The 16,885-nt window shown below is 44.6% G+C and carries 14 protein-coding genes; 5 read left to right on the forward strand and 9 right to left on the reverse strand.

The features are described from left to right. Positions 1 to 306: 306 nt before the first annotated feature. From KNQ05_RS08110 to KNQ05_RS08140, 7 genes are all read right to left on the reverse strand, one after another. Positions 307 to 1,779 (reverse strand): phytoene desaturase family protein, encoded by a 1,473-nt coding sequence (locus KNQ05_RS08110; protein WP_088836493.1) that lies wholly within the window; start codon positions 1,777 to 1,779, stop codon positions 307 to 309. A gap of 16 nt (positions 1,780 to 1,795) precedes the next feature. After that, the gene (locus KNQ05_RS08115) at positions 1,796 to 2,872 is read right to left on the reverse strand and encodes a glycosyltransferase family 2 protein (RefSeq protein ID WP_088836494.1); all 1,077 of its coding nucleotides are present in this window, start codon (positions 2,870 to 2,872) and stop codon (positions 1,796 to 1,798) included. Beyond that, entirely contained in the window at positions 2,869 to 3,567 is a 699-nt protein-coding gene (locus tag KNQ05_RS08120) for a lysophospholipid acyltransferase family protein (RefSeq protein WP_088836495.1), read from the reverse strand. The genes KNQ05_RS08115 and KNQ05_RS08120 overlap by 4 nt, the downstream gene beginning before the upstream one ends. Further along, positions 3,536 to 4,291 (reverse strand): carotenoid biosynthesis protein, encoded by a 756-nt coding sequence (locus tag KNQ05_RS08125; protein ID WP_029332864.1) that lies wholly within the window; start codon positions 4,289 to 4,291, stop codon positions 3,536 to 3,538. Before KNQ05_RS08125 ends, KNQ05_RS08120 begins: the two co-directional genes overlap by 32 nt. A 130-nt stretch (positions 4,292 to 4,421) precedes the next feature. Beyond that, positions 4,422 to 5,159 carry a CDP-diacylglycerol--serine O-phosphatidyltransferase gene (gene pssA, locus KNQ05_RS08130; protein WP_200872399.1) on the reverse strand — a complete coding sequence of 246 codons (738 nt, stop codon included), beginning with the start codon at positions 5,157 to 5,159 and terminating at the stop codon, positions 4,422 to 4,424. A 20-nt stretch (positions 5,160 to 5,179) separates the two neighbouring features. Then, complete coding sequence (ybaK, locus tag KNQ05_RS08135) at positions 5,180 to 5,647, reverse strand: Cys-tRNA(Pro) deacylase (RefSeq protein ID WP_088836497.1); 468 nt, start codon at positions 5,645 to 5,647, stop codon at positions 5,180 to 5,182. Next, entirely contained in the window at positions 5,607 to 6,989 is a 1,383-nt protein-coding gene (locus KNQ05_RS08140) for an MATE family efflux transporter (RefSeq protein ID WP_214805120.1), read from the reverse strand. Before KNQ05_RS08140 ends, ybaK begins: the two co-directional genes overlap by 41 nt. Before the next feature lie 198 nt (positions 6,990 to 7,187). Here KNQ05_RS08140 and KNQ05_RS08145 point away from each other — a divergent pair, with 198 nt between their 5' ends. Further along, entirely contained in the window at positions 7,188 to 7,961 is a 774-nt protein-coding gene (locus KNQ05_RS08145; protein ID WP_088836499.1) for an enoyl-CoA hydratase/isomerase family protein, read from the forward strand. Between the two features lie 71 nt (positions 7,962 to 8,032). Here the strand turns inward: KNQ05_RS08145 and KNQ05_RS08150 are convergent, their stop codons facing one another. Beyond that, entirely contained in the window at positions 8,033 to 9,184 is a 1,152-nt protein-coding gene (locus tag KNQ05_RS08150; protein WP_088836500.1) for a cation:proton antiporter, read from the reverse strand. A 303-nt stretch (positions 9,185 to 9,487) separates the two neighbouring features. Beyond that, positions 9,488 to 11,275, reverse strand: coding sequence for a glycoside hydrolase family 13 protein (locus KNQ05_RS08155; protein WP_214805122.1), 1,788 nt, complete (start codon positions 11,273 to 11,275; stop codon positions 9,488 to 9,490). Positions 11,276 to 11,730: 455 nt separating this feature from the next. Here KNQ05_RS08155 and KNQ05_RS08160 point away from each other — a divergent pair, with 455 nt between their 5' ends. From KNQ05_RS08160 to KNQ05_RS08175, 4 genes are all read left to right on the forward strand, one after another. Further along, complete coding sequence (locus tag KNQ05_RS08160; protein ID WP_204251432.1) at positions 11,731 to 12,990, forward strand: extracellular solute-binding protein; 1,260 nt, start codon at positions 11,731 to 11,733, stop codon at positions 12,988 to 12,990. Positions 12,991 to 13,116: 126 nt separating this feature from the next. Continuing rightward, positions 13,117 to 14,472 carry a carbohydrate ABC transporter permease gene (locus tag KNQ05_RS08165; protein ID WP_088836503.1) on the forward strand — a complete coding sequence of 452 codons (1,356 nt, stop codon included), beginning with the start codon at positions 13,117 to 13,119 and terminating at the stop codon, positions 14,470 to 14,472. Then, the gene (locus tag KNQ05_RS08170; RefSeq protein WP_029332873.1) at positions 14,472 to 15,305 is read left to right on the forward strand and encodes a sugar ABC transporter permease; all 834 of its coding nucleotides are present in this window, start codon (positions 14,472 to 14,474) and stop codon (positions 15,303 to 15,305) included. The genes KNQ05_RS08165 and KNQ05_RS08170 overlap by 1 nt, the downstream gene beginning before the upstream one ends. A 19-nt stretch (positions 15,306 to 15,324) precedes the next feature. Continuing rightward, positions 15,325 to 16,854, forward strand: a complete 1,530-nt coding sequence (locus KNQ05_RS08175) for an alpha-amylase family glycosyl hydrolase (protein ID WP_088836504.1) — start codon at positions 15,325 to 15,327, stop codon at positions 16,852 to 16,854. Positions 16,855 to 16,885 lie beyond the last annotated feature (31 nt).

Here is a 16,885-nt window from a genome sequence, read left to right on the forward strand (position 1 = left end):
CAATTCACGGGGATGAACTGTATTTCAACGAGCTGCCTGTGAACCAATCAGGATGAGACGATCTAAGGGGGAACGTCGTAAATCATGCTGACAGTTCAAACGTAGAACTACTTCGTTTAAGTGGGTCTTAAACGATGAATCAAATAACCGCTGCAAGTGTGTTAAGTTCCTAAACGCTCTTGACTCGGGGAAGTCACCTTGCGCTTGATTGAGGATGTGGGGTCAATCACTACCTCTTGAACTCGAAGTAATCGTATCAAATCTTAGTTGTCCGTACAAGTAATCGATTTGCAATTCACATAACGTTCACAGGGATTGGGCAGCACTTGACACGATTCGTTCACTTGCCAGTTTTCCTGAAAGCGTCACCATTGGACTACCGCCACCAGGATGGGTCGATCCTCCCGCGAAAAACAAATTGTGAACATTTTTTGAACGGTTGCTTGGGCGCATGAACGCATTGCGTGTACCATTCGAAGAGAGTCCATAAAGAGACCCATGATACGCAGAAAATTTTTGTTCGATATCGGTCGGTGTGATGCGTTGTTCGAAGACGACGTCCGATTCGATATCGATTCCGAACTGTTTCAGCCGTTGATTAATCAAGTGATCATACGTGTCGAAGTCGATGACGTTGCCTTCATTCGTCGCGGGTGCGTTGACAAGTATAAAGAGGTTGTCCCCAGCTTCGCCCATCTCAGGTGCCGTAACGGAAGAATTCGAAATGTAGATGGTCGGTTCTTCCGCGTAACGGTGTTCTTCAAAAAGGGCACGAAATTCTGCTTCATAATCCGATGAGAAGAAGACGTTATGATGGGCAAGCCCTTCAATTCGTCGCGTGAGCCCGATACAACGAACATAGGCCGAAATCGAAGGTTCCATTTGACTGGGTGTCGGGTTTTTAAAATCGGGTCGAATCGTTTCCGAAACGAGACGCGGGTATTGTGTCAATAGATCACCATTCATCACGACGAAGTCGACAGGTAAGTAATCGACATGGTTCAGTTCGATTTCTGTCGCAAGTCCATCCGTAACTTCGATTTGTGTGACTTCCTCGCCTAAGCGGAAAACGACGCCCATCTCTTGCGCCCGGCGTGCGAACCCTTCTGCGATTGCCGTATTTCCGCCACGAGTAAAGTAGACGCCGTCATTCAGTTCGAGATGAGCGATTAAAGCAAATGTCGCGGGCGCCTGATACGGACTACTACCAATATACGTCGCGTAACGATCGAGTGCCTGAATCAGTTGAGGATCCTTGAAATAGCTCTTGTGCAGCGAATGGATCGTTTTGAACGGGTGAACTTTGACCATATCTCGTAGTAAAGAGAAATTGAAATATGAATCGATATTGATAAAAAATTGCTGTTTAGCGATTCGGAATAATTCGGCGGCCTCTTCTTGATAGCCTGTGATATCATTTTTTGCTAATTGTCCGTTCGTAAAACGATCGATTTCCGTCCGCATTGCTTCTCGGCCATGCGTAAAAGTTAAGGTCCGCCCGTCAGGAAAGTGATTGGCGGTATGGCGTGCTAATTTTTCGAACTGGAAGTAATCATCGGGATCTGCTCCCGACTCCCGGATGACAGATTGAAAGACTTCGGGCATCGTGATGGTATTTGGACCGAAATCAAACCGGTGTCCTTCCGTGATCAGCGGCATCAATTTTCCACCAATATGATCATTTCGTTCAACGACAGTAACTTTAAATCCTTTTGAAGCGAGTGAAATAGCGGCACTTAAACCACCTAAACCGGCTCCGATGATAGCGACATGTTTCATAATGAACAATTCCTCCTTAAGAATAGGCCCGACCTTTCCAAGTGATTTCCCGTTTCCGAGCTCTTCGAATCATCGCCGTTGCAAGTAAGAGGACATAAAGACCGGTTGCGAACGGGTGCAACAACCAAACATGGCGAATCCGCGCCATCCGATCAATCCTGTATCGTGCGAGCAACAAGAGAGCAAGTCCACCAATCGTCTCCCAAGACGGAAAGAGGAGGGCAGCTGGTAGTAAAGAAAACTGTACGAGATAGAACAACAGGAAGTAACTGCCGACGAAGTAGGAGTCGTTCATTCCCCGAAAGACATTTTTGAGAAATCCCTGCCATACTTCACCGTTCGTAGCATACATGTCACAACTGACATAAGGGGCGACATGAACGAGTGTCGTCGTATGACCGTGTTGCTTAAACGTCCGACAGAGCTCTAAATCATCGACGAGTGCCGTTTGAATCGCTTGATGTCCCCCGACGTGTAAATAAGATGCACGTTCAACGATTACGACCATCCCGTTCGCAGCGGCAAAAGCAGGGTGCTTTACCTTGCGAAAAGCAAGCGGGAGATGTTGCGAAATTAAGACATGTTGCATCGGAATCAAACACTTGCCTAAAAACGTTGGTACAGGAAATGACGGAAAACCAGATAAAAAGCTAGCTTTTTCCTGTCGCATCGTCGCATATAGTCGAGGAATCGTATCCGGCATCAATGTAATGTCTGCGTCAAGAAATAACAGATAGTCTTCCTTTGCGACAAGTGATAGTTGATGGCAAGCATGAACCTTTCCCGCCCAATCTGAGGGGAGGTCGATTCCGTCAATGATTGTAAAGCGGTCATCCTGATGTGTCTGTTGCAACAGTAGGTTACGTGTCTCATCCGTTGAGCGATCTTCATAAAGATAGACATGCATATTCGGTCCGAGTGCGCGTTTGAGTGAATCAAGCAACTTCACGACATTTCGTTCCTCGTTCCGCAAGGGGATACAAATTGCGAGACTCGGTGGTGGAACGGGTGCAGCGAGTTTAGGGAGAAACATCAAGTTAATGAACGTATAGAGGCAAACAAGGAGCGAGAATATGAATAAAATCATGCTCATCGTCGAACCGCCTTTAGCCAACGCTCCGTTTTAACAGGAAGCGGGTCTGTTCGCTGCGTCAACACTTGATAAGCCTCGACATTTTCTGACATCGCATCAAGCCGGACATCATCATATAAGCGAGTCATTGCTGCTGTTAGAAATTCAGTCTGGTTTGAAGTACGACCAGGTGGTATTTCGATTTGGCGTGTTCGGATGTAGACATCCGGTTGTTGTTCATGACTGAACGAATAATAAAATGAAAAAATGGAGACAGACCGGGCTGCTTTAGCAAGATAAGTCGCGCCGCTCGCGAGTTGAAGCGGTCGTTCTTCTTGATGGCGTTCTTCGCCTTGCGGGAACATCCAAACACTACTGCCTTCCTGCAAACGTTCCTTTGCGTAGTTGAGGCTCATCTTTACATCCTTTAAGGAGTCCCGGTTGATGGAAAAGGCACCGAGTCGTGAAAAGAAAGGGAAGCGCTTTAAGCCATGTTCATCAATCATGACGTACGGGTTTTGATGGAGTACGGATTGATCGAGATGAAATAAGATCATCCCGTCCCACCACGAACCATGTGTTGCAAGCATCAAACCAGGTACCGGTAAATCATCAGGGCGATACAATATTCGATGGAACTGTTTGCGGATGAGCCGCTCTTTCAAGTACAGATGAAAGGCTTGTTCAGCTAATTTGTTTTTTTGCGCCTTTTGCATGTAGTGCTCCTCCTTTCGTCAGCCAGTAAACAAGCAATGCTAGGCTACTGATTATCGTCACACCATAAAGGCCTGCGACACCAGCAGTCAGTCCAAATAAACCATGAAGCATCAAAAATAAGTACTGGTTGTTTCGTTCGAGCTCGGTGAACGTTGGCTTTTGTTCAAATCGTGCCATCAAAAGAGCGAAGACAAGTGCTGTTCCGTACCAACCGATAAAGTTTTGTGTTGGGATATCATAGTACAGACCCCCATCTTGCCAAAGCCAATACGATTTGACGTTCGCTGAGACCGGATCAATGGCCAAGTCGAGCCAAACAGCAAACAAGGGGACGAGGATCAGGGTGTTGTAACGAAACGGAAAACGCTTCGAGAATGCAAGACTTGCCCCCATAACGGACAACCAAGCTGCACCGATCGTGATTGGAACACCGAGTAACTGAACACCGAAGTCCGATTCATACCGATAGGTCCCGAATGGCCATCCGGTGTGGACACCAATTGATTCGATTAAAATAGACCCAAAGAAAATAAAAGGAATAATGAAGCGTCCTTTCGGTAAGACATCCCATAAGTAACAAGCGGCATACAGACCAGAAGCGAACAAAAAAACGGCATTGGCCCATTCGAGCCAAGGGGGTAATAATGAAAATCCGACTAAAATGAGCCCGATGACGAACCAAACTGTAAAGAATAACCAAAGGCGGCGCTGAAATATGGCCATGACGTATGTAAACCTCCATTCATTAGCATGATGTCACTAGTATACCCATATCCATCTGACTCGAGCGAGCATGGAGGGGCAGATTAAAAAAACAGACCGTCAAAAGACGGTCTGTTCAGCAGTAAAGCGTTTAATGTTGCTTTTGTTTTTTTCGTTTGACGAATGAAAAGAGTAAAAAGGCAATATAAAGGGGGACGGCAATAAACCAAAACGTCGACCATTCGTTACTCCGGGCAATCATGACATACGTGACATAGAGTAACGTGAACGTGATGACGAATGTATGGCGCGGCACTGGAATATCTTTGAAACTCGGAATCTTGACGCGACTGACCATCAAGAAGGCAAGTCCCGTAAAGGCGAGCGGAACCATTAAATCATTCATTCGTCCACTAAACAGCGTGACGACAGCTAAAATCCCACCTGCTGCCGTAATCGGTACACCTGAGAAGTAGGTGGACGCGACATTTGTTGCTGAAAGGTTGAATCGTGCCAAGCGAAATGCTCCGAATAAAGGGAACAAAGCAGCAACGAGTAAGCCGATTTCACCAAAGTCGTAAAAATAAGTGTAATATGCCATCATTGCGGGGGCGACACCGAACGTGACGACATCGGCGAGCGAATCAAGTTCTTTCCCAAAATCGCCAGCGACACCGAGCATCCGTGCAATCCGACCATCTAAACTATCCAACATCATGGCGATGACAATCAACAGTGTGGCATTTTGAAAATCTCCCCGCGCCGCCATGACGATTGCGAGAAAACCACAATATAAATTCCCGAATGTAAAGAGATTCGGGATTGAGTTACGAACACGTTCTTTCCACAAAATGATTCCTCCTGCCACTTCTTCGATACTACTCATCATATCATATCTAGCTGTTCGTATCAGCGGTTTCGATAGAGAATCCCACTAGTAAATTCCAATAAATCATCCGGAGACAATTTGATTTGCTGTCCCCGTTTACCGGCTGAGATGATGATGAACGGTTGACCGATGGCACGGTCGGACAGGAAGACGGGAAAAGCTTTTTTAGCTCCGATCGGAGAAACACCGCCACGGACGTATCCTGTCAGACTTTCTAATGCCTTCATTGGGACCAATGCCACTTTCTTCGCACCAGATGCCCGAGCGACCGCCTTCAAGTTAACCTCTTCTTCGCCAGAGATGACAGAGAACAAGTAGTTTTTTTGATCGTCCTCTAAAACTAATGTTTTAAAAACCGATGAAAGCGGGAATTTAATTTTTTCAGAGACGGCTTGAGCGGACAAATCGCTCAAGTCGACCGGATAAGAAATGGATTCAAAGGAAACGTTAGACTGCTTCAGTAGCCTTTCTGCGTTCGTTTTGCTCATGAGATTCTCCTTTAGTGAGGGAATATTGAACCCACTTACGACCGTTCCAGCGTTTCAGTGCGAAGATACCACGGAACCATTCGTCGGCTGAGAAGGCAATCCAGATACCGAGAAGTCCGAGACCGAACTGAAGTCCGAGTACATAACTGACAACGACAGCGATTCCCCACATCGATAGGACACCGATTGTGACCGGGAAGCGGACGTCTCCTGCTGATTTCAACGTTCCCATCAAGACGATATTCAGCGCGCGTCCTGGTTCGAGGATGACACTTGCCCAGAGCAACGGAATACCGATGGCAATGATTTCAGGGCTCGATGTAAAGAGTGACATGATGGATGTCCCGAACGCTGCGATTGCGACGGCTGATACGAAACTTGCGAAGACAGCGATTTTTAATGTCTTGATGCCACGTGCATGTGCCTGTTCAAATTGTTGTGCTCCAACTTGGCGGGCGACTAACAATTGTGTTCCTTGGGCAATTGCGAGACTGAACAAGAAGCAGAGCATTGTGATGTTTGAGACGTAAACGCGTGCAGACAAGGCAGCTTCACCAATTGTTGCGATGAAACCAGTGATGATGAGCTGTGAAAACTGATAAGAAATTCCTTCTCCCGCTGATGGAATTCCGATGTTCATGATGCTCTTGATGTCTTGACGGTTGATTTGAATTAAATCTTTCAAACGAAAACGTAGTGATAATTTACGGTAAACGACAAAGAATAACAGTGTGACGGCGAAAGCACGTGCGATGACGATCGACCACGCGACACCTGCGACGCCGAGTACCGGAATACCGAACAGACCGAGTACGGCGATGACGTTACCGAAGGCACTGACGAAGTTCATCAAAAGAGTGACGTACATTGCATTTTTTGTGAAACCATGACTCCGGAGGATTGCTCCGAGTGTTAACGAAATGGCTTCTAAAAATAGGAATAAGCCAACAATCTTTAGGAATGTTTCGCCGTAAACTAATGTTTGTCCTTCTAATGAGAAGAAACCTAATAATTGTTTCCCGGTTAGGGCGACGAGTACAGATATGATTAATCCGATGTAAAGATTAATCGAGAAGGCAGAGCGGGCGGTTTGACGTGCATCTTGGACACGTTTTGCACCTAGGTACTGACCGATGATGATTGTCGCTCCGACAGATGTGATATTAAATAAAATAATAAAGATGTTCAAAACCTGGTTCGAGACACCGACAGCGGCTGCTGCACTGTCAGAGTAGTAACTTAAGATTAATGTCGCGATGATCCCTAAACTCATATGCAACGCGATTTCGATGAATAATGGCCAAGTGATTTGGAATAATGTTGGTTGTTTTACAGTTTTCATAAAATTAAATTCCCCTTTTAAGTCCTTAAAACATTTTGTCTTACTGTATCTTTTGGAAACTATACGCCTTCAATTTTCATAATGAAAGTGAAAAACAAAGCTTTCATAAAAAAAACGGGGATTTAAAAGGATTTTCATAAAACATCACGAATACATCATAATGAATCGTTGTTCACTTTTGAAAGGTAGGGGAATGTGATGAATTCTGAAGTAGAGTACACGGTAGCATCGAGCGTAGCAACGGTGACGTTAGCTCGTCCGGAACGATTAAATGCCTTAACATCAACACTTTTAAATGAATTAGCAGATTCAATCGAGGAAGCCAATCAAGATGAAGCAGTCCGCGTCATCGTATTGACTGGAAAAGGACGCGGCTTTTGTGCCGGTCAAGATTTAAAGACGGTCTCACCAGGAATGGACCATGGCGATTATTTGAAAAGCTATTATCATCCCGTTGTCCGTGCATTAGCCGGATCGAAAAAGCCGATCATCGCAGCAATCAATGGTGTGGCAGCAGGAGCAGGACTGTCGTTGACACTCGCATGTGACTTCCGGATTGTTCAGGAAGATGCAAAATTGTCACTCGGCTTCATTAACATCGGTCTCGTCCCGGATGCTGGAGCACCATACTTCTTACCGCGTTTAATCGGTTCGGCGAAAGCACTCGAATTAGCGCTGCTTGGTGATACGATAACAGGGAAGCAAGCAGTCGAGTTTCAACTCGTGACAAAAGCGGTCGCAACTGACCGGTTTAAAGAGGAAGTAATGGATTTTGCTCAGCAGCTCGCAGCGCGACCGACAAAAGTAATTGCGTATATTAAACAACTTCAATCAGCAAGTTTCGAGTCGACGCTCGATGATATGTTGGCACAGGAAATTATCTACCAATCACGTGCCGGTAAAACGGAAGACCATCAACGTGCGGTTCAAGCATTTCTTGAAAAAAAACCGCCTGTTTTTACCGGACGTTAAAACGACTTATTTTAATATCAGTGAAACAAGCAGGACCACTTCCGTTGTAATCGGAAATGGTCCTGCTTGTTTTAGCGCATTTTTTGTTTGATTTTTTGGGCCGTAGCATGTGTTTGATCGGTTAACCTACTCGAGAGACGAAATAGTAAAATTCCTAGAAAAGCGGAGACGAAAATATATAACCCCGTCAGCGTGATGAAGGCGCCGCTAGCGAGTGTAATAAAAAGAATTGAAAATTCTCCGCGTGGTCCTAAGCAAAAACCGGATTCGATGGCATGGTAGTTTGACAGCCCGAATGAACGACCACCGAAGAATCCGACCAAAAATTTAGATAACAGCCCCCAGATGACGAGTGCCAAAAAGAACCAGTCTAAAGGCAGTCCTTCCGTCAATTCAAACGACATCCCGAATGCAATGAAAAAGAGAGGGAGCAGTAAATCTTGAAAAGGTGTGACGAGCCGCTTCAAGTAGCGTGTTTCCTTTAGTTCAGTCAACAAAATCCCGACGATGAAAGCACCGAGTACTTCTGATAAACCGAACATGATACCGACACCTGAAAAAGTTAAAATCAAGCCGATGATTCCAATTCCGGCGTCAGGATGCCGGTACAAGGAACCAATGATCCGTTCTTTTCTGCGAATAAAGACGGTTAGTAAGATTAAAGCACTGAACAGAAAGAGAAAACCCGCGAAAATGGACCCTACTTTGGCAAATGTAAAAGGTTCTGTACCAAGTATAAACGGTGCCGTCGTCAAGAGAAGCGGGGCAATCAAATCTTCAAAAATAAGTAACGATAAGACAAAGCGATTAACGTCCTTGTGTTTGTCTGGCTCACGATCGAGCAAACGGGCAGAAATCGAAGAACTCGTCGCATATAAAACGCAGCCGATTAAAAAGGCTTCAGGAATGGAAAAGCCAAACGCAAGCGTCAGGAGGAATGTTCCACCAAAAGATAACGCAACATCAATTAATCCGGCTTTCCACACGTGGCGTAGTTGACTGAGCAAGTCAGCAATTGAAAATTTAAGTCCCAGCAAAAAAAATAGAACGATGATTCCCGCTTCACCGCCTAACTTCAATTCTTCAGGTGCATCGTAATAAAGCCCGATGGCAATCCCGATTAAAATGAAAGCGAGGATACTCGGAAGGTGGAAACGTTCACTCAAATAACTGATTGCAAATAAGCCGATGAGAATAAGACCGGCATAAAAAAATAATTCCATAGCGAGCACGTCCTCCTTTTATGTTTTCCTTTACCCTAGAAAAGCATCAAAATAACTATTAGATGAGTTTCAAGGGACAGAAAATGAAGTAGGAGGGAAAACTCGCTGATTTTGTTTCTTCCTTCCTGTACTTGCCCGTGACAGTACTTGTCCCCGCATAGCTAGAAACAGGTAAGAATGGGATTAAGAAGCAACAGCTTGCGCTTTGTCCGAGAAAAGTAACGAAAAGGACGTGTCCAATATTACTTTGTCGACACGTCAAAATACGGCATCCATCTCGAAACGAGACAGATACCGTATTGATTAAAGGACTTGGACGATTGTTCCTGCATAAGGTGGAAGTGTTACTTCTAAAGAAGGAAGTGGTGAATTCGAGAACAAATCCATGCCTTGTCCTGCCGCTGGTGCGGGAAGTGTTACTTGCTGATTCGAGTTGTTGAAGTAGATGTAGTAAGTTCCATCTTCGCTCGTTCGACGCATGACGATCGAATTCGTCTCGTCATCCGCATGAACGAATGAAATGTGTCCGTTATTCGCAAGAGTCTTATGCTGTTGCCGCAGTTGAAGTAAATGTTTTGTATACATCAAAAGGTTTAAGTCCTGTTCTTCTTTGTCCCATGGCATACATTTACGGCAACCCGGATCTTGATCCCCATCGAGTCCGATTTCATCGCCATAATAGATGACGGGACTACCGGAAAACGTCAACATCGATAGTAAGAGGAGACGCATCTTATTTTTGTCATGGCCGGCACGCGTCAAGGCGCGCGGTGTATCATGTGAGCCGATTAAGTTAAATGTCACTTCGTTGACGTTCATCGTATTCGAGAAGAGAACGTGTGACATTTCATTGGCATACGCCGTCGCCTTCGTTTTATCAAGGGCAAAGAAGTTTAACGCTGCGTTCGTAAACGGATAGTTCATGACGGCATCAAATTGATCACCGAGTAACCACTCTTGCGAATCATGCCAAATTTCTCCAAGTATATACGTTTCAGGATTTGCTTCTTTGACGACCCGACGGAAATCACGCCAAAAAGCGTGGTCGACTTCATTCGCGACATCTAATCGCCAACCGTCGATTCCGAATTCCTCGACCCAGTAGCGGGCGACGTGAAGAAGGTATGCTTTTACTTCAGCATTTTCTGTATTGAATTTCGGCATCTCAGGCACAAAGGCGAACGTATCATAGTTCGGCATCGGTTCTGTGACGAGTGGGAAGTCGCGGAGGTGGAACCAATCACGGTAAGACGAGTTGCTACCGTGTTCACGGATATCAGCGAAGGCTTCGTGGTGGAACCCGGCATGATTGAAGACGGCGTCGAGCATGATACGAATGCCATTTTCATGTAGAAGGTCGACCATTTCTTTAAATTTTTCTTTTGTTCCGAACTGTGGGTCGATTTCGAGATAGTCGATTGTATCGTATTTATGATTTGATTTCGCTTTAAAGATAGGACAGAAATAAATGCCCGTAATACCAAGCTCAACCAAGTAGTCGATGTGATCAATCACCCCTTGGAAATCCCCACCGAACAGATTCGTTGTCGTCGGTTCTGTACTATTCCAAGGCAATGTACCGGTAGGGTCGTTCGATGGATCACCATTCGCAAAACGATCAGGGAAAATTTGGTACCAGACCGTATCTTTGACCCAAGCGGGTGATGTGAAGACATCGATTTTATTTAAGTAAGGTACACAGAAGTAGTAACCGGTATCATCAAGTGGTTTTTCATTGAACCACCCACGTTCTGTGAAAACTTGTGTTGTTTGCCCATCGTGTAACCGGAAACCATAGCGAAGACGACGGAATGGGGGGATGACATCAATAAACCAGTAATCATATAATTCGTCTGAACCACTTCTTTTCATTGATGTTTCGAATGTGTTCCAATGATTTGTTTTCGATGGATCGAAGTTCCAGTCCGCATCATCGGGATTTTCAGTATGCCAATCATACGGGTCTCCCCAAATCAGTTCGACATGCTCAACATCATTTTTCTTAGTTTGGAGACGGATATGAATCGTGTTTTCGTCGTACTTATAGACGAACGGAGACATGGCGCGATGGAATACGGCTTCTTTGAGCATAATGGTCACTCCTCTAGTGCAATCGATTGCACTCTAATGTAATGGTCCTCGAACTAAGAATAGTAAAGCGCTTTCTTAAAGTCAATTAGAATTGGTGAAAACGAGAATTCCAAAAGATAATTTTATGATTTAATGCAATCGATTGCATTAAAGTGCGCAATTAAATTAAATGTAAACGTTTTCTTTTTTGGGTAATAAAAATTTTAGGGAAGTTTATTCGATTAAATACTTTTTTAGAATGTTTTTAAAATGTAGGAAAATAATTAATAAAAAGGACTTGTCAAAAGGGATTTAGATTGTATAATAAAAATGTAAAGGTGATGCAAACGTTTTCATAAAACGCTTACAACTACTCAGTTGTTATCATGAGAAAATGGTTGTGCCTTTATGCAAACGTTGTGCATTAGAACTTATCATTCGTACGTTAACTTGGGGAGGAATTTTCAATCATGGAAATGAAAAAACTTGTAGCAGGTCTTTCGGTATCGGTAATGGCAATCGGTGCTCTCGCAGCATGTGGTGGCGGAACAGATTCAGACTCTTCATCGAATACATCAGGCGATGGTGGCAAACCAGATAAAATCGTTATTTGGGAAGATACTGAAAAAGCCGAAACAACAAAAGCAGCGGCAAAAGCGTTTGAAGAAAAAGAAGGCGTAAAAGTTGAAGTTAAAGAAGTCAAAATGACAGATCAACAGAAAAAAGTTGCACTTGACGGACCTGCTGATAAAGGACCAGATATCATTCTTCTTCCACACGACCAGATTGGGACAGTCGTTGACCAAGGATTGATCACTGAACTTAAAGATGGTGAAAAAGCACTTGAGCCATTCATCGATACAGCAAAATCTGCTGTCACATTTGATGGTAAAGTGTACGGCTATCCAAAAGCTGTTGAAACACCGATTCTCCTTTTCAACAAGGATGAGTTAAAAGAAGCACCAGCTTCAATGGATGATCTCTATAAAGTATCAACGGAACAGAAAAAAGACGGCAAGTATGGTTTCCTCGCACTTTGGGATAACTTCTACTTCGCACACGGTCCGATTGCTGGGTACGGTGGATATGTCTTTAAAGATAACGGTGGAAAACTTGATCCTGCAGACATCGGCTTGAACAATGCTGGCGCTGTCGAAGGAATGGACTACATCGGCAAATGGTACAAAGAAGGTCTCTTCCCGAAAGGGTTGATCGGCGGTGGCGGCGGTCAAGCGATGGATCAATTGTTCGGTGACAAGAAAGCAGTCGCTGTCATGAACGGACCATGGGCAGTCTCAAGCTATAAAGAAAAAGGCATCAACTTAGGAGCATCGGCGCTTCCGAAGCTTCCGAACGGTGAAGCAATCAAAACATTCGTAGGAGTTAAAACGTATGCGGTTTCTGCATATTCTAAAAATCCGGAATGGGCTGAGAAATTCCTTGCTACATTAACAGGTGAAGAAAACGCGAAAGCGATGTTTGAGAAATACAACGAGATTCCACCGGTCACTTCACTCCAAGAAGATGCATCGATTAAAGATAACGAAGTTGCAGCAGCAGTCTTCGCTCAGTCTAAAGACGGTGTGCCAATGCCGAACATCGCCGAGATGGGACAAGTTTGGGAACCAATGGCAGCAGCACTTCAACTTGTTGCAACAGACAAGCAAGATGCTCAAAAATCAGCAGATGACGCTGTCAAACAAATCAAGCAACAAATCGAAGCGAACAATCAATAAGTCGTCGTTTCCCAATTGAATCACTAAAAAAGAATTAAAGAGAGGGGGATCATTGATTCCCCCTCATCTTTATGGTTGGAAGAGAAGCCTGAGGTCAGACATGACCTTTGGAAAGGAGAACAGACGATGGCTGCCATTACGACACCGAAACAAACGGACCCGACACCGGAACTACAAACGAATCACCGCAAAATTGCTTCGTTGATTTCAATTGTCCCAGGTTTAGGGCAACTGTATAATAAACAATTTTTAAAAGGCGCGATATTCTTTATCGTCGTCCTGTCATATTTTTTAGTCAATTTTGATTTGTTTTTTAAAGGAGCCGGGAATGGACCAGGGGATCGCGGTGCGATCTGGGGTCTGATTACACTCGGTGAGGTAGCAGGCGTAAGGGGAGATCACTCGATTTTCTTAATGGTCGAGGGAATCATCGCGTTGATTTTACTTGTGTTTGGTATTGCCATTTACGTCTGGAACTTTATCGATGCGTATCGAATCGGTAAACTGCGTGATTTAAATGTAGAAGTACCTTCACTGAAGATGCAGCTACGGAATTTCCGTGATAACGGGTTCCCGTATGCTATGCTGATTCCATCGTTGGTACTACTCGTCTTCACAGTCGTTTTACCGTTGATTTTTACATTCTTGATTGCTTTTACGAACTATAAATTCAATAACTCGCCACCAGCCAAGCTCGTCGACTGGATTGGCATTCAAAACTTCTTAAACATTTTCACGGTCGATATTTTCCGTGATACGTTCATCAGTGTGTTAGGTTGGACGCTCGTTTGGACAGTTGCTTCGACGACAGGCGTCATCGCAATCGGAATTGGTCTGGCTGTTCTCTTGAACCAAAAAGGTCTTAAAGGGAAACGCTTCTTCCGTTCAATTTTGATTTTATCGTGGGCGGTACCGGCTTTTATCACGATTTTGATTTTCCGTTCAATGTTCAATGAAACATTTGGCGTCTTTAACACGACGTTGCTCCCGGCAATCGGAATAGGCGGTGGTGTCGAGTGGATGACTGACCCGACGTACACACGTCTCGCACTGATCGGGATTCAGTGGTGGCTCGGATTCCCGTATATCATGACGCTCACGACAGGAATCTTACAGTCGATTCCGGAAGATCTATATGAAGCGGCGACGATTGACGGGGCGACTTCAGGTGAAAAATTCCGTTTGATCACGTTACCGATGATTTTATTCGCGACAGCTCCAATCTTAATTACGCAATACACGTTTAACTTCAATAACTTCAACATCATCTATCTCTTTAACAATGGTGGACCGGCTGTACCGGGACAATCTGCGGGTGGAACCGACATCTTAATCTCCTGGATCTATAAGCTATCGCTCGGTTCAAATCCACAGTATGGTTTCGCAGCAGCAATTACACTCGTACTGTCGTTCTTCATCATGACGATTGCCGTCATTCAGTTTAAACGTTCAAAATCATTCAAAGATGAGGATATGATCTAATGAGAAAACAAAACCGAATCAATATGGCGTTGTCATACCTCATTTTGACGATCGCCTCGATTATTATTGTCTATCCACTACTTTGGGTTGTCGGGACTTCGCTCAACCCGGGGAAAAGCATTACTTCGGACATCTTCCCGAGTAATCCGACACTCATCCATTACTTCGATCTGTTTGATGCGACACAAACGGATTACGGCATGTGGTATTTGAACACCATCAAAATCGCTGTCATTACAATGGTCGTCTCGGTCGCATTGATCACGTTAACGGGCTATATCTTCTCACGTTACCGGTTCGTCGGGCGAAAAAATTCGTTGATTTTGTTCCTCGTCTTGCAGATGGTTCCGCAATTCGTCGCGATCATCGCGATTTATGTGTTGCTCAACATGCTCGATTTGTTCGATACACATCTTGCGTTGATTCTTTTATACTCTGGTGGAGCGATTCCGATGAATACGTATCTCGCCAAAGGATATTTTGATACAATACCAAAAGAGCTAGATGAAGCGGCACGAATGGATGGGGCAGGTCATCTTCGGATTTTCTGGCAAATCATCCTTCCGCTTGCTAAACCAATGGTTGCTGTCATCGCTTTGTTCAATTTCATGGCACCGTTCAATGATTTCATCCTGGCGTCACTTGTTCTCCGTTCGCCGGAGAAACAGACGCTTGCGGTCGGATTATACAACATGGTTTCTGAGCAATTTGATAACAACTTCACGTTGTTTGCGGCAGGTGCCGTTTTATCTGCAGTCCCAATCGTCCTTCTGTTCTTCGCCTTCCAGCGCTACTTCGTATCTGGATTGACGGCAGGTGGAACGAAAGGGTAATAAAGGAGGAATTAGCGGCATGAGACGAGGCGTGATGCTTCTCTTCTTGCCGCTTCTCTTGTCTTTCGGACTTTTTCCGCAGACGAGTGAAGCAGCAAATTGGGAAAAGGAACGAATGTATTTTATTATGATCGACCGGTTTGAGAACGGGAAAACGAGTAATGATATCGATGTGAACAAGGACGATCCGAAAGCTTATCATGGTGGCGATTTGGCAGGGGTGACGAAACGCCTTGATTACATAAAAGATGAAGGATTCACGTCAATCTGGTTGACACCGGTCTTTAAGAATCGACCGAATGGCTATCATGGTTACTGGACGGAGGATTATTATAAAATCGATCCCCATTTCGGAACAAAAGAAGAATTTAAAACATTGGTCGACGAAGCACACGAGCGTGACATCAAAGTTGTTCTTGATTTAGTTGTCAATCATCTCGGACCAAATCATCCGCTTGTCGAAGAAAAGCCGGATTGGTTCCATGAAGAACAACCGATTATGAATTGGAACAATCAAGTCGAAGTCGAAAACAACTGGTTATTTGATTTGCCAGATTTCAATACTGAAAATCCAGAAGTCGTCGATTATTTGGTTGACGTCGCGAATTACTGGGTCGATGAGACAGGAATCGATGGGTATCGTCTCGATACGGTCCGTCATGTTCCGCCGGCGTTTTGGAAGGAATTCATTCCGGCCGTCAAAGAAAAACATCCGGACTTATTTTTACTCGGAGAGGTATTCGATGGTGATCCGCGAAAGATTGCGACCTATTCAGAGCTTGGATTTGATTCCGTGACAAACTTTCCTTTCTATTACGGGATAAAAGATCAATTTGCCCGCAAAAATGGTTCAGCGGAAGAACTCGATTCAGTTTATAATCGAGATATCACATTTAATCCGAAAGCGATGTCGCTCGCGACATTCATTGATAATCATGATTTGAAACGATTCATTACAGAAGCGAAAATCGGTGGAACTTCAGATGAAGAACGCCAATTACGCCTCGCGTTATTCGCCCTATATGCTGCTCCAGGTATGCCGGTCGTCTATCAAGGAACGGAAGTCGCCATGCCGGGTGGTGAAGATCCGGGGAACCGAATGATGATGGAGTTTGATAAAAATGAAAAGATGCAGGAGTATGTAAAAACGTTGAATCAGATGCGTCAAGACTACCCAGCGTTCGCGACAGGGAAGCAACGCTTGTTAGGAAAGACGGATCATATGGCCGTATACGCTCGAGAATCAAAAAATCAGACGGCGATTTACGCAATCAATCTAGGAGAGAAGAAAACGACGATGCGGATTAAAGCTTCTGAAATCGGTGATGATCAACGTCTGCGAGGATTATTATTTTCCGATCTCGTCCGACAAGATGGAGATGCCTATGAAATTACATTGGATGGCAGTAGTGCGAATGGATATATCTTAGAAGATTCTCAAGTGAACTGGTGGTCACTTGTTGCGATTGGATCCATTGCCCCAATCCTTGCGTTGATTCTTCTCTTGGTCCATCGCAGACGCGTCAATCGTTCGAACGAAAAACAATAAAATACATTTGTAGGGAAATGATGAGGTGAAG

This window comes from Exiguobacterium sp. s125 (assembly GCF_018618605.1).
Classification (GTDB): Bacteria; Bacillota; Bacilli; order Exiguobacteriales; family Exiguobacteriaceae; genus Exiguobacterium_A; species Exiguobacterium_A oxidotolerans.

What these genes read in the sequence shown, in the direction of transcription:
- KNQ05_RS08115 (WP_088836494.1), bottom strand. Translation starts at nt 2,872, where the DNA reads ATGAGCATGATTTTATTCATATTCTCGCTCCTTGTTTGCCTCTATACG.
- ybaK (WP_088836497.1), bottom strand. Translation starts at nt 5,647, where the DNA reads ATGAGCAAAACGAACGCAGAAAGGCTACTGAAGCAGTCTAACGTTTCC.
- pssA (WP_200872399.1), bottom strand. Translation starts at nt 5,159, where the DNA reads ATGATGAGTAGTATCGAAGAAGTGGCAGGAGGAATCATTTTGTGGAAA.
- KNQ05_RS08120 (WP_088836495.1), bottom strand. Translation starts at nt 3,567, where the DNA reads ATGCAAAAGGCGCAAAAAAACAAATTAGCTGAACAAGCCTTTCATCTG.
- KNQ05_RS08170 (WP_029332873.1), top strand. Translation starts at nt 14,472, where the DNA reads ATGAGAAAACAAAACCGAATCAATATGGCGTTGTCATACCTCATTTTG.
- KNQ05_RS08140 (WP_214805120.1), bottom strand. Translation starts at nt 6,989, where the DNA reads ATGAAAACTGTAAAACAACCAACATTATTCCAAATCACTTGGCCATTA.
- KNQ05_RS08160 (WP_204251432.1), top strand. Translation starts at nt 11,731, where the DNA reads ATGAAAAAACTTGTAGCAGGTCTTTCGGTATCGGTAATGGCAATCGGT.
- KNQ05_RS08150 (WP_088836500.1), bottom strand. Translation starts at nt 9,184, where the DNA reads ATGGAATTATTTTTTTATGCCGGTCTTATTCTCATCGGCTTATTTGCA.
- KNQ05_RS08175 (WP_088836504.1), top strand. Translation starts at nt 15,325, where the DNA reads ATGAGACGAGGCGTGATGCTTCTCTTCTTGCCGCTTCTCTTGTCTTTC.
- KNQ05_RS08110 (WP_088836493.1), bottom strand. Translation starts at nt 1,779, where the DNA reads ATGAAACATGTCGCTATCATCGGAGCCGGTTTAGGTGGTTTAAGTGCC.
- KNQ05_RS08165 (WP_088836503.1), top strand. Translation starts at nt 13,117, where the DNA reads ATGGCTGCCATTACGACACCGAAACAAACGGACCCGACACCGGAACTA.
- KNQ05_RS08145 (WP_088836499.1), top strand. Translation starts at nt 7,188, where the DNA reads ATGAATTCTGAAGTAGAGTACACGGTAGCATCGAGCGTAGCAACGGTG.
- KNQ05_RS08125 (WP_029332864.1), bottom strand. Translation starts at nt 4,291, where the DNA reads ATGGCCATATTTCAGCGCCGCCTTTGGTTATTCTTTACAGTTTGGTTC.
- KNQ05_RS08155 (WP_214805122.1), bottom strand. Translation starts at nt 11,275, where the DNA reads ATGCTCAAAGAAGCCGTATTCCATCGCGCCATGTCTCCGTTCGTCTAT.